This is a genomic window from uncultured Albimonas sp. (assembly GCF_963977235.1).
Classification (GTDB): domain Bacteria; phylum Pseudomonadota; class Alphaproteobacteria; order Rhodobacterales; family Rhodobacteraceae; genus Albimonas.
Genome location: NZ_CAXBOD010000002.1, coordinates 230,047 through 242,466, shown reverse-complemented (window position 1 = coordinate 242,466; position 12,420 = coordinate 230,047). Strand labels below are relative to the sequence as shown.

Sequence of the window (12,420 nt, the reverse complement as noted above, 5' to 3'; positions counted from 1 at the left end):
ACGCGCCCGGCCAACGGGCGGTTCCATCAGCAGAGAGGTGAGACCATGAACCAGAGAAGACAGTTCCTGAAGGGCGCGGGCCTTGCGGGCGTCGGCGCGCTGGCCGCCCCCTCGATCGTGAAGGCGCAGAGCCCGATCAAGTGGCGGTTCCAGACCTACGCGGGCGCCGCGCTCGGCGAGCATGTCACCAAGCCGATCATCGACGCGATCAACGCCGCCGCCGGCGGGGCGCTGGAGATCGAGCTGTTCTACGCCGACCAGATCGTGCCGACGGGCGAGCTGTTCCGCGCGCTGCAGAACGGGGTGATCGACGGGGTGCACTCGGACGACGACTCGATGGCCGCGCCCGTGGATATCTCGGTCTTCGGCGGTTATTTCCCGATGGCCACCAAGCAGATCATGGACGTGCCGGTGCTGTTCAAGCAGTACGGGCTCGCCGACATCTGGACCGAGGCCTATGACGAGGTCGGGGTCAAATGGCTGTCCGCGGCCGGCCAGGATCCGTGCCACTTCAACACCAAGAAGAAGGTCACCTCGCTGGCCGACCTGTCGGGGCTGAAGCTCTACACCTTCCCCACGGCGGGCGAGTTCCTGGCGCAGTTCGGCGTGGTGCCGGTCTCGATCCCCTACGAGGACGCCGAGGTCGCGGTGCAGACCGGCGAGCTCGACGGCATGGCGTGGTCCGGCATCACCGAGGACTACACCGTCGGCTGGGCGGACGTGACCGACTACTTCCTGCTCAACAACATCTGCGGGGCGTGGATCGGGTCGTTCTACGTGAACCCCGACAGCTGGGGCGCCCTGACCCCGGAGCTGCAGCAGCTGGTGATGTCGTGCATCGACATGGGCCATTTCTACCGCACCCAGTGGTACTGGGGCGGCGAGGCGAAGCTGCGCGCCTCGGGCGAGAAGCTGGAGCTGACCGAGATCCCCGCCGAGGAGTGGAAGCAGGTCACCGAGGCCGCCAAGACCTTCTGGGACGAGAAGAGCCAGATCTCGGACCGCGCCTCGCGCGTCGTCAGCATCCTGCGCGAGTATAACGAGGTGATCGACGCCGCCGGCCCCCCCTACGGCCTGGGCTGATCCCCCGGAGGGGGCCGTCCCGCGGCCCCCTTCCCGCTGCCAAGACCCTGAAAGAGGCGACCGATGCCCGGAAAACTGACCCTGGAAGAGCTGCGCGCCGCCGTCGAGGCCGGCGACATCGACACCGTGCTCGCGGTGCAGGTCGACATGCAGGGCCGCCTGATGGGCAAGCGCTTCCAGGCCGAGTTCTTCCTCGAGGGCGCGGTCGAGGAGACCCACGCCTGCAACTACCTCCAGGCCACCGACATGGAGATGGAGACGGTGCAGGGCTTCGCCGCGACCTCGTGGGAGAAGGGGTATGGCGACTACATCATGAAGCCCGACCTCGACACCCTGCGCCGGATCCCGTGGCTGGAGGCCACGGCGCTGGTGATGTGCGACGTGCTCGACCACCACCGCGACCCCGTCCCCCACGCGCCGCGCAACGTGCTGCGCGCGCAGGTGGAGAAGCTGGCCGCGAAGGGCTGGAGCGCCAACGCCGCGACCGAGCTGGAGTTCTTCCTGTTCCGCGAAAGCTACGAGGAGGCGCAGGCCAAGGCGCATCTGGGGATGCGCACGATCAGCGCCTACAACGCCGACTACCACATCTTCCAGACCACCAAGGAAGAGGATGTGATGCGCGCGATCCGCACCGGCATGAACGCCGCCGACATCCCCATCGAGAACTCGAAGGGCGAGGCCGACGCGGGCCAGGAGGAGATCAACGTCCGCTATGCCGAGGCGCTGACCATGGCCGACCGGCACGCGATCCTGAAGAACGGGATCAAGGAGATCGCCTGGGCGAAGGGCAAGTCCGTCAGCTTCATGGCCAAGTGGAGCTACGACCACGCCGGCAACTCCTCCCACGTGCACATGTCGCTGGCCGGGCCCGACGGGGCGCCGCTGTTCCACGACCCCGCCGACCCGCGGGGCATGTCGGAGCTGATGAAATCCTTCCTCGCGGGGCAGCTCGCGCATGCCGCCGAGATGACGCTGTTTCTTGCGCCCTACATCAACTCCTACAAGCGCTTCGTGGCGGGCACCTTCGCGCCGACCAAGATCTGCTGGTCGATGGACAACCGCACCGCCGGCTTCCGCGTGGTGGGCGAGGGAACGAAGGCCGTGCGGATGGAGTGCCGGATCGGGGGCGCGGACCTGAACCCCTACATGGCGATCGCGGCGATGATCGCGGCGGGGCTCGACGGGGTCGAGCGGGGGCTGGAACTGCCTCCCGAGCACCGCGGCGACGCCTACCAGTCCGAGGCCACGCCCGAGATCCCGGCCACCCTGCGCGAGGCGATGGAGATCGTGCGCGGCTCGGACTTCCTGCGCGCGGCCTTCGGCGAGGAGGTGGTCGAGCACTACCTGCACGCCGCCCATATCGAGCAGATGGAGATGGACCGCCGCGTGACCGACTGGGAGCTGAAACGCGGCTTCGAGCGCGCCTGAGCGCGCGCCTGTCGCCCGTGTCGGAAGCCGCGGCGCGACGCGCGCGCCGGTGGCGGGCCGCCTGCCCGCCGCGGCGGCCGGGCGGGGTCGCCCGTGGCGGACGCCGCCCGCGGCAGGCGGCGCGCGGCCTGCTACGTCCCGCGCCGGCGACGCGCGTTGCGCCGCCCCTTGCAGGCGGGGCCGCCATGCATCGAGCGCAAGGCAGGATCGCCTTGCAAAACCGGCGCCCCGCGCGTCAGGGTTCCGGCGCCCGCCCCGCTCGGGCGCGTCCATCGAGGGGAGGTCGATGACCCAGGTTCTCACGTGCGTTTCGCCCATCGACGGCTCGATCTTCGCCGAGCGTCCCGTCGCCACCCGCGAGGCGGCCTTCGAGGCGATCGCCCATGCCCGCGCCGCCCAGGCCGAATGGGCCGCCCGCCCGCTGATCGAGCGCGTGGCCCTGGTCGAAGCCGGCGTCGCCGCCCTCGACGCCATGTCCGACGAGATGGTCCCCGAGCTCGCCCGGATGATGGGCCGCCCGGTCCGCTACGGCGGCGAGATGGGCGGGGTGAAGGAACGCGCGGGCGGCATGGCCGGTCTCGCCCAGGAGGCGCTGGCCCCCATCGTGGCCGAGAACTCCGCCGCCTTCGAGCGCCGCATCCTGCGCGAGCCGCACGGTGTGGTCTTCGTCGTCGCGCCGTGGAACTATCCCTATCTGACCGCGATCAACACCGTCGCCCCCGCCCTGATCGCGGGCAACGCGGTGATCCTCAAGCACGCCACCCAGACGCTGCTGGCCGGCGAGCGCATGGTCCGGGCCTTCACCTCGGCCGGCATCCCCGCGCAGCTGTTCCAGAACGTTTTCCTCGACCACCCCACGACCGAGCGGCTGCTGTCCGAGCGCGCCTTCGACTACGTGAACTTCACCGGCTCGGTCGCCGGCGGCCGGGCCATCGAGCGGGCCGCCGCGGGCACCTTCACCCCCCTGGGCCTCGAGCTTGGCGGCAAGGACCCCGGCTATGTGCGCCACGACGCCGACGTCGAGGCCGCCGCCGAGGGGCTGATCGACGGCGCCATGTTCAACTCGGGCCAGTGCTGCTGCGGGATCGAGCGGATCTACGTGCACGAGAAGCTGTTCGACGCCTTCGTCGAGAAGGCGGTCGAGATCGTCAACGACTACGTGCTGGGCAACCCGCTCGAGGCCGGGACCACCCACGGCCCCATGGCGCATGAGCGGTTCGCCCGCGTGGTGCGCGAGCAGACGGCCGAGGCCATCGCCGCCGGCGCCCGCCCGCTGATCAACCCCAAGAGCTTCAGGGACGACGGGGGGGCCTACCTGGCCCCGCAGATCCTGGTGAACGTCGACCACTCGATGTCGGTGATGCGCGAGGAGAGCTTCGGCCCGGTCGTCGGCATCATGCCCGTGCGCCACGACGCCGAGGCGCTGCGGCTGATGAACGACAGCCCCTATGGGCTGACCGCCTCGCTGTGGACCCGGGACGCCGACGCCGCCGCCCAGATCGGGGCGGGGATCGAGACGGGCACGGTCTTCATGAACCGCTGCGACTACCTCGACCCGGCGCTGTGCTGGACCGGCTGCAAGACCACCGGCCGGGGCGGAGCGCTGTCGGTCATCGGCTATCACAACCTGACCCGGCCGAAATCCTACCACCTGAAGAAGGGCTGACCATGGCCGCGCCGAGAGCCAACTGGAGCTATCCCACCGCCATCCGCTTCGGCGCGGGGCGGATTTCCGAACTGGCCGAGGCCTGCGCCGCCGCGGGCATCGCGCGGCCGCTGCTGGTCACCGACCGGGGCCTTGCGCCCCTGCCGATCACCGCGCAGGCGCTGGACCTGATGGAGGCGGCGGGGCTCGGCCGCGCGATCTTCGCCGAGGTCGACCCCAACCCCAACGAAGATAACCTCGAGGCCGGCATCGACGCCTTCAACGAGGGCGGGCACGACGGGGTGATCGCCTTCGGCGGCGGATCGGGCCTCGATCTGGGCAAGCTGATCGCGCTGATGGCCCGCCAGGCGATCCCGGTGTGGGACCTCGAGGACATCGACGACTGGTGGACCCGCGCCGACGCCGCGGCCATCGCGCCCATCGTGGCGGTCCCCACCACCGCGGGCACGGGATCCGAGGTCGGGCGCGCGGGCGTGCTGACCAACTCGGCCACCCATCAGAAGAAGATCATCTTCCACCCCCGCCTGCTGCCCTCGGTGGTGATCTGCGATCCCGAACTGACGGTCGGCATGCCCCGCGCGATCACGGTGGGCACCGGCATGGACGCCTTCGCCCATTGCCTCGAGGCTTATTGCTCCCCCCACTACCACCCGATGAGCCAGGGCATCGCGCTCGAAGGCCTGCGGCTGGTGTGGGAGAACCTCGCGACCGCCGTCGCCGAGCCCGGAAACCTCGAGGCGCGCGCCCACATGATGAGCGCGGCGGCGATGGGCGCCACGGCCTTCCAGAAGGGGCTGGGGGCGGTGCACTCGCTCAGCCACCCCATCGGGGCGCATCACAACACCCACCACGGCATGACCAACGCCGTGTTCCTGCCGGCGGTTCTGGAATTCAACCGCCCCGCGGTCGAGGCCCGGATCGAGGCGCTGGCCGCCTACCTCGGGATCCCCGGAGGGTTTGACGGCTTCATGGAGGCGCTGCTCGCCTTCCGCGAAAAGCTGGGCGTTCCGCCGACCCTGGTTGCGCTGGGCGTCGAGAACCCCGACATCGAGACGCTGGCGGCCGAGGCGGCCGAGGATCCCTCCTGCGGGGGGAACCCGGTTCCGGTCGACGCGGGCACGCTCGCGGATCTCTACAGGAAGGCGATGTAACAGATGGCGCTCGCACTCAAGAAGGGCGGCGGCGGACAGGCCGGCGGCAAGAATCGCGGCGGCGGCGGCGGCGGTGGCGTTCAGGGCCGCGGTGGCGGTGGCGGTGGCCAGGGCGGCGGCGGCGGCGGCGGCAAGGGCAAGGCCGGCGGCAATGCCGGCAACGGCAACGGAGGCGGCGGCGGCAAGATGGGCCTCGCCGGCGCGCTGAAGCAGGCGCGCATGGCCGCGCTCGCGTTTCGCAAGGCCACCGGCCGCCCGCTGGGCGCGGCCGAAGGGCTGGGCGTGGCCGAGGCCGTCCGCATCCTGGGCCTGACGCTCGCCGAGCCGAAGTCGAGCTTCGATGCCACCGATTCAGCCGGCCGCCGCCTGAAGCTGCGCGTGCGCGGCGCCAAGGGCGAGATCAAGGGCCCGCTGCGGCTCGGCCCCGACAAGGCCGAGTGGGATGCGATGGCGCTGGTGGTGCTCGACGCCCGCTACCGCGCCCAGACGGTGTTCGAGGCCGACCGCGCCGCGGTGAAGGCCGCCGCCGGCGACAAGCCCCGCCTGCCCCCGGCCGAGTTCCGCAAGATCGCGACCAAGGTCTGGGAAGCCGAGGCGCCCGAGGAATGATCGAAGGCGGCCGCGCATGACCCTCGACCTGGTCCTGCGCGACCTGCGCCTGCCCGAGGCGCCGGAGCGGGTGGTGGACATCGCCATCCGCGCCGGCCGCATCGCCGAGATCGCCCCCAACATCGCGGCCGAGGCGCCCTCCGAGAGCTTCGGCGGGCGCCTCGCCCTGCCCGGCTTTGTCGAGAGCCACGTGCATCTCGACAAGTCCTGCCTGCTGGATCGGGTGTCGGGCGCGCCCGACCTGCCCTCGGCCATCGCCGCGGTCTCGGCGGCCAAGCCCTCCTGGACCGAGGAAGACGTCTACGCCCGCGGCGCGCGCACGCTGGAAAAATGCATCGCCCACGGCACGACCCGGATGCGCACCCATGTCGAGGCCGACCCCCGCATCGGCCTGCGCGGCTTTCGCGCGGTGCAGGCCCTCAAGCGCGACTACGCCTGGGCGATCGACCTGCAGATCTGCGTGTTCCCGCAGGAGGGGCTGACCAACGACCCCGGGACCGACCCGCTGCTGGTCGAGGCCTGCGAGGCCGGCGCCGAGGTGATCGGCGGCTGCCCCTACACCGACGTGGACCCCCACGCCCAGATCGCGCGCATCTTCGACCTGGCGCAGCGCTTCGACCTCGACGTCGACTTCCACCTCGACTTCCACCTCGACCCCGCGCGCATGGACCTGGGCGAGATCTGCCGGGTGACCGAGGCCCGCCGCTGGGGCGGCCGGGTGGCGGTCGGCCACGTCTCCGCCCTCTCGGCCCTGCCGCCCTCCGAGGCTCTGGCCTGGGCCCGGCGCATGGCAGACGTGGGCGTGGCGCTGACGGTGCTGCCCTCCACCGACCTGTTCCTGATGGGGCGCGAGCATGACCGCCTGATCCCGCGCGGCGTGGCCCCCGCGCACGCCTTCCACGCGCAGGGCTGCCGCTGTTCGCTCGCCACCAACAACGTGCTGAACCCGTTCACGCCGTTCGGCGACGGCAGTCTGCTGCGCATGGCGAACCTTTACGCCAACGCCGCCCAGCTCGGCTCGGCCGAGGCGTTCCGCGCCTGCCTGTCGATGGTCACCGATCAGCCCGCCGCGCTGATGAACCTGTCCGACTACGGTCTTGCCCCGGGCCTGGCCGCCGATGTGGTGATCCTCGACGCCCCCAGCCCCGAGGCCGCCGTTGCCGAGCTGTCGCCCCCGCTCGCCGTCTATCGCGCCGGCCGGCGCACCCTCACGCGCGCCCTGCCCACCCTGCACCGACCCTGACGCCCCCGCGCGCCGGTCCCCGTCCTTCGGAGGAACCCCATGACGTCCCTCGCCATCACCGCCGGCCCGTTCCGCTTCCTCGGCGTGCTCAACGAGGCGCAGTGCCCGGTCACCTGCGCGAAGATCAAGGAGGCGCTGCCCTTCGACGGCCAGGCGATCCACGTGCGCTGGTCGGGCGAGGCGATCTGGGCGCCGCTGGGCGACCTCGACATGGGCGTGCCCTACGAGGACGCGACCTCGCACCCCGCGCCGGGCCAGTTCCTGCTGTTCCCCGGCGGCAAGGGCAAGGTGTCGGAGACCGAGATCCTGCTCGCCTACGGCCCCTGCTGTTTCGCCTCCAAGGCCGGGCAGCTGGCGGGGAACCCGTTCGCGACCATCGTCAGCGGGCTCGACAAGCTGGCCGAGCTGGGGCCGATGACCCTGTGGAAAGGCGCGCAGACCCTGAAGATCGAGCTGGCCGAGGGCGCGACCCACGCCGACTGAAAGGACGGCGGCGGCCTCAGCCGTCCATCGCGGCGACCACCTCGTCGATGAAGGCGCGCTGGGCGGGCGTGTCGGGGATCTCCATGCCCCGCGCGCGCGTCACGGCCGCGACCCCGGCCTCCGCCGAGCCCAGGAACCGCGCCGCCACGCAGGCGACCGCCATGCCCGAGCGGCCGATCCCCGCCCGGCAATGCACCGCCACGCCGCGGCCCGCCGCGACCTCTGCGGCCAGTTCCTCGACGAGCGCGGCGAACAGGGCGGGGCCCGGCAGGCCGAAGTCGCGGATCGGGAAGCCGCGGAAGGCGAGCCCGACCGCGGCGCAGGCGCGCGCCGCGTCCTGAAGCCCGAGGCGCGCCGCCTCCTCGGGCGGCAGCATCGAAACCAGCAGGTCGACCCCCGCCCCGCGCATCCCCCGCAACGCCGAGACCAGCGCCCGGCCGCCGGCGGGGGCGGGCGCGATGAACAGGCGGCCGGGGGCGAGGCCCGCAACCTCGTGGATCTCGACGCTCACGGGGCGGGACCGCGCGGGGGGCGCGCGTTCACGCCGCCTCGCGCCGCATGACGCAGACGAAGACGTCCTGCGCGGCCAGCCAGGTGGTCTGGCAGGCGATCTCGAGCGTGCGGCCGGCGCGGGTCAGGCGCGGGCCGGTCACGTCGGCCGAGCCCTTGCGGCGCGCCTCGGCGAAATGGGCCCAGAGGCGGCCCTGGTCGAGCTCGGTCCCCGGGGTCATCCGCTCCATCGGCTCGCCCAGCATCTCCTCGGCGCTCCAGCCGAACAGCTCGGCCGCGGCGCCGCGCCAGTCGACGACCTCGCCGGCCGAGTCCACCACCGCCACCGCCGCGCCGGGCATGGCCGAGAGCAGCACGTCGATCACCCCCTGCGCGACGGCGGCGTCGCGGGCCAGACGCTCGACCTCGCCGACGTTGGCGAAGACCACGCCGACCCAGCCGCGATCGTTGGGAATCGGGAAGATGTTCAGCTCCAGCCGCCGGCCGTCGCGGATCAGCGAATCCCATGCCATCCGGCGCGGCCGTCCCTGGGCGCGCACGCTGTCGATGATCTCGGCCATGGCGCTGCGGCCGAGCGCGGGCAGCGCCTCGTGCCAGGTGCGGCCCAGAAGGTCGTCGCGGGCGCGGCCGAAGTAGAACTCGGCCACCCGGTTGACCGCGGCGAAGCGGTCCTCGCGGTCGAGCGCGATGAACCCCTCCTCCATCTCGTCGAGCGCGAACGAGAGGCCGTCGAGCCCGGGCGCGGCGGCGGCGCCCGCCTCGCCGGCCTCGCCCCCGCCCAGCGATCCGAACTGTTCGGGCGAGAGCAGGATCATCCGCGCCCGACCGTGGTGGGTCAGGGTGATCGGGCCGGCGGCCACCTCCTCCTGCAGGCGTCCGAAATTTCGGGTCGCCTCGGCGGCGGTGATCGTCCGGTCCAGCCTGAGACGCTCGAATGCTGAGTCCTTGAGACCTCTGTGTGGCATACGCGCGTTTCTCCCAGCAGGGCGCAGTCGCCGGACATCCGGCGGGCCTCCGCTGATCTGATGATTTCTGAACACTACCTTAAAATGCGCAATTTACAAGCGCCGCCGCGGCCTGTTCCCCGTGCCGCAGCGGCGCCTGCGTCTCAGCGGCCCGCGAAGAGCGTTGCGCAGATCGAAGCGGCGCCGACCCCGGCCACCGTCGCGAAGAACATCGTCAAGGTGGGCGAAATTTCCCATGCTGACAGGAGGTTGGCCCCAGACTCAACCTTGATGAACTTCGCCTCGAAGGACCACGCCGTCTCGGCGACCAGGCTCGCGCAAGCCGCGACGACGCTCCCCAGTCCGATCCGTGCCATCCTTCGACCCTCCGACTTTGCGCAGTGCGCTGAAGTGTTGCGCTGACCCCAGCGCTGAAAATCCTTTTTCCACATAGTTTGCGCGGTATCAATAGTTTTCTGCGCATTTTGCGCAAATTTTGTAATTTCTGGAGAATGCGGGCCGCCGCGCCGGGAGGTTTCCCGAATGCAAACGCCCCGCACGCGGGGCGTGCGGGGCGCGGGGTTTCTCTCGCGATAGGCCGGGCCTCGCGCGCCGGCGCGCGGACTTCAGCTTAGCGCGCTGGCGAGCGGATTCAGTAGCCGCTGAGCGCGGCGAAGCGGTCGGCGTGGAATCGCCCGTCGCCGAACAGCTGCGCCGCGGGGCGGGCGCGCTTCATGAACAGACCGATGTCGTAGGCGTCGGTCATGCCCACCCCGCCATGCAGCTGCACGCCCTCGTTCGTGGCGAGATCGGCGACGCTCGCCGCCTTGGCCTTCGCCGCCGAGATCAGACGAGGCAGGTTCTCGGCCCCCTCGTCCAGCCCCGACAGCGCGGCGAGGACCAGCGAGCGGGCCTGCTCGATCTCCCCGAACAGGTGCGCCGCACGGTGCTGGATGGCCTGGAAGCTGGCGATGGTGACGCCGAACTGCTTGCGCTCCTGCACGTAGGCGAGCGTGTCCTCGAAGGCCTTGCCGGCGATGCCGACCAGCTCGGCGGCGAGATGCGCGTTGCAGATGTCCACCACCTGCGACAGCGTCGTCCCGCCGGCCGAGACCTCGCCCAGCGCCGCGGCGGGGGTCGCCTCGAAACGCAGGATGGCGGTGTCGCGGCTGTCGGCCATCTCCACCCGCTCGACCTCGAGGCCCCTGGCCCCGGCCTCGACCAGGAACAGGCCCGCGGCGCCCTCGGGCGTGACGGCCGAGACGATCACGAGGCCGGCGACGCCGCCGTCGGCGACGTTGACCTTGGCCCCGGTGATCGCCCAGCCCTGCCCCTCGGGGCGGGCCTGCGTGGCGGGGGCCTTGCCGGTGTGGCGCGGACCCTCGTCGACGGCAAGCGCGCAGAGCAGCTCGCCCGAGGCGATCTTCGGCAGCAGTTCGGCCTTCTGCGCCTCCGAGCCGCCGAGGCCGATGGCGCAGGCGCCCGCGACGCCGGTGGCGAACAGGGGCGAGGCGGCCAGCGTGCGCCCCCCCGCCTCCATGATCTGGCCCATGGCGACATGGCCGAAACCCGCGCCGCCGTGCTGTTCGGGTATCAGGGCGCCGGGGAAGCCCATCTCGGCCATCGCGCTCCAGGTGGCGGCGTCGAAGGCGCCGCCCTCGCCGTCGCGCAGGGCGCGCAGCTGGGCCACCGGCGCCTTCTCGGCCATGAAGCGCATCGCCGCCTCGCGCAGCATCTTCTGTTCGTCGTCCAGAACGAGGGTCGCCATCACTTCATCCCCAGAACGTTTTTCGCGAGGATCCCGAGCTGCACTTCCGAGGTGCCGCCTTCGATCGAGTTGGCCTTCGAGCGCAGCCACTCCTTGGCCAGCGCCCCGCCCTTCCAGGCCTGACCCTCCCAGGCGAGGCCGCCCATGCCTTCGGCGGCGACCTTCAGCTCCAGCCGGCGCTTGTTGAGCTCGGTGCCGGCGTATTTCAGGAGCGCCGAGTAGTGGCCCACGCCCTCGCCGGCCTTGGCCTCGTCGCGGGCCCGCTCGAGCGTCAGGCGGAACGAGAGCTGGTCGATCTCCCACCGGGCGATGTCGCCGCGCAGGATCGGGTCGTCGAGCCGGCCCTGGTCGTCGGTCCCCACCGCGTCGAGGGATTGCACGCCGAGCGCGTCCACGGCGGAGGCGTCGCCGCCGATGGCCGAGACCATCTCGCGCTCATGGGTCAGGATGTACTTGGCGTAGGTCCAGCCCTTGTTGACCTCGCCGACCACCTGTTTCTTGTCGGCCTTCACGTCGGTGAAGAAGGTCTCGCAGAACACCGAGGCGCCGGAGATCAGGCGGATCGGGCGCGCCTCGACGCCCGGGCTCTGCATGTCGAAAAGGATCAGGGTGATCCCCTCCTGCTTCTTGCCCTCCCACGAGGTGCGCACCAGGCAGAAGATCCAGTCGGCCTTGTGGGCGTAGGAGGTCCAGATCTTCTGGCCGTTGATCAGGTAGTGGTCGCCCTTGTCCTCGGCCTTGGTCTGCAGCCCGGCGAGGTCGGAGCCCGCGCCCGGTTCGGAATAGCCCTGGCACCAGCGGATCTCGCCGCGGCAGATCTTGGGCAGGTGCTCCTGCTTCAGCGCCTCGGAGCCCCATTTGATGATGGCGGGGCCGACCATCGAAATGCCGAAGCTTTTCAGAGGCTCGCGGGCGTCGATGCGGGCCATCTCCTCGCGCAGGACCTTGGCCTGCTCGGGGGAGAGGCCGCCGCCGCCGTACTGTTCGGGCCAGGTGGGGGCGGTCCAGCCGCGGTCGGCCATCCGCTCGAGCCACAGGCGCTGGTCGTCGTTCTTGAACTCGGGATTGCGGCCGCCCCAGCAGATGTCGTCGGCGCCGCGCATGGGCTCGCGCATCGAGGCGGGGCAGTTTTCCTCCAGCCAGGCGCGCGTATCGGCCCGGAAATCTTCCAGATCGAACATGGGTCTCCTCCCTTCCGCGCCGATTGGGGGGCGCGTGACATTCGCGAAGGTATGTCATCGGCGGGCGCAGGGGAAGCGGGAGGCCGGTCGGGCGGCGAAACGCCATACCGGATACTCGAAAGCTCACGTGCCGAGCGGGGAAAGGTCGACGGCGCGCGAGGAAGGGGGGCGCGGGATCGGTGCAGACAGAGGGTTCCAGAGGGGGCGGGATCCGGGCCGGTAGCGCGCGAGGGGGAGAGGCCCCGGGTCGGGCCCGGGGCGCCCTGCGGCGGGCGGCCTCCGTGGGGCGGGGCGGGGCGGCGTTTTTCTTGCAGCGGGCCGGCGTCCGTGTCAGCGATCGGGGAAACAGAGACG

General features: G+C 71.3%; 12 protein-coding genes. 7 read left to right on the top strand and 5 right to left on the bottom strand.

Annotated elements, in window-relative coordinates:
- Positions 1-45 precede the first annotated feature (45 nt).
- From AAC134_RS03345 to AAC134_RS03315, 7 genes are all read left to right on the top strand, one after another.
- Positions 46-1,083, top strand: coding sequence for a TRAP transporter substrate-binding protein (locus tag AAC134_RS03345; protein ID WP_339947628.1), 1,038 nt, complete (start codon positions 46-48; stop codon positions 1,081-1,083).
- A gap of 63 nt (positions 1,084-1,146) precedes the next feature.
- Positions 1,147-2,511: a glutamine synthetase family protein gene (locus AAC134_RS03340; RefSeq protein WP_339947627.1), complete on the top strand. Its 1,365-nt coding sequence runs from the start codon at positions 1,147-1,149 to the stop codon at positions 2,509-2,511.
- Positions 2,512-2,797: 286 nt separating this feature from the next.
- A complete protein-coding gene (locus AAC134_RS03335) occupies positions 2,798-4,177 on the top strand; it encodes an aldehyde dehydrogenase family protein (RefSeq protein ID WP_339947626.1) in 1,380 nt (459 codons plus the stop codon).
- Positions 4,178-4,179: 2 nt separating this feature from the next.
- On the top strand, positions 4,180-5,328 hold the full coding sequence (locus tag AAC134_RS03330; protein WP_339947625.1) for an iron-containing alcohol dehydrogenase: 1,149 nt from the start codon (positions 4,180-4,182) through the stop codon (positions 5,326-5,328).
- A gap of 3 nt (positions 5,329-5,331) precedes the next feature.
- The gene (locus tag AAC134_RS03325) at positions 5,332-5,937 is read left to right on the top strand and encodes a hypothetical protein (protein ID WP_339947624.1); all 606 of its coding nucleotides are present in this window, start codon (positions 5,332-5,334) and stop codon (positions 5,935-5,937) included.
- Between the two features lie 16 nt (positions 5,938-5,953).
- Complete coding sequence (locus AAC134_RS03320; RefSeq protein WP_339947623.1) at positions 5,954-7,180, top strand: amidohydrolase family protein; 1,227 nt, start codon at positions 5,954-5,956, stop codon at positions 7,178-7,180.
- A gap of 39 nt (positions 7,181-7,219) precedes the next feature.
- Positions 7,220-7,663, top strand: coding sequence for a DUF3830 family protein (locus tag AAC134_RS03315; RefSeq protein WP_339947622.1), 444 nt, complete (start codon positions 7,220-7,222; stop codon positions 7,661-7,663).
- A gap of 16 nt (positions 7,664-7,679) precedes the next feature.
- Here the strand turns inward: AAC134_RS03315 and AAC134_RS03310 are convergent, their stop codons facing one another.
- The 5 genes from AAC134_RS03310 to AAC134_RS03290 all read right to left on the bottom strand — a co-directional run bounded on the left by AAC134_RS03310 (position 7,680) and on the right by AAC134_RS03290 (position 12,066).
- Complete coding sequence (locus AAC134_RS03310) at positions 7,680-8,174, bottom strand: hypothetical protein (RefSeq protein ID WP_339947621.1); 495 nt, start codon at positions 8,172-8,174, stop codon at positions 7,680-7,682.
- A 28-nt stretch (positions 8,175-8,202) separates the two neighbouring features.
- Complete coding sequence (locus AAC134_RS03305; protein WP_339947620.1) at positions 8,203-9,138, bottom strand: PAS domain-containing protein; 936 nt, start codon at positions 9,136-9,138, stop codon at positions 8,203-8,205.
- A gap of 143 nt (positions 9,139-9,281) precedes the next feature.
- Positions 9,282-9,494 carry a hypothetical protein gene (locus AAC134_RS03300; RefSeq protein ID WP_339947619.1) on the bottom strand — a complete coding sequence of 71 codons (213 nt, stop codon included), beginning with the start codon at positions 9,492-9,494 and terminating at the stop codon, positions 9,282-9,284.
- A gap of 275 nt (positions 9,495-9,769) precedes the next feature.
- Entirely contained in the window at positions 9,770-10,885 is a 1,116-nt protein-coding gene (locus AAC134_RS03295) for an acyl-CoA dehydrogenase (RefSeq protein WP_339947618.1), read from the bottom strand.
- A complete protein-coding gene (locus AAC134_RS03290) occupies positions 10,885-12,066 on the bottom strand; it encodes an acyl-CoA dehydrogenase family protein (RefSeq protein ID WP_339947617.1) in 1,182 nt (393 codons plus the stop codon). Before AAC134_RS03290 ends, AAC134_RS03295 begins: the two co-directional genes overlap by 1 nt.
- Positions 12,067-12,420 lie beyond the last annotated feature (354 nt).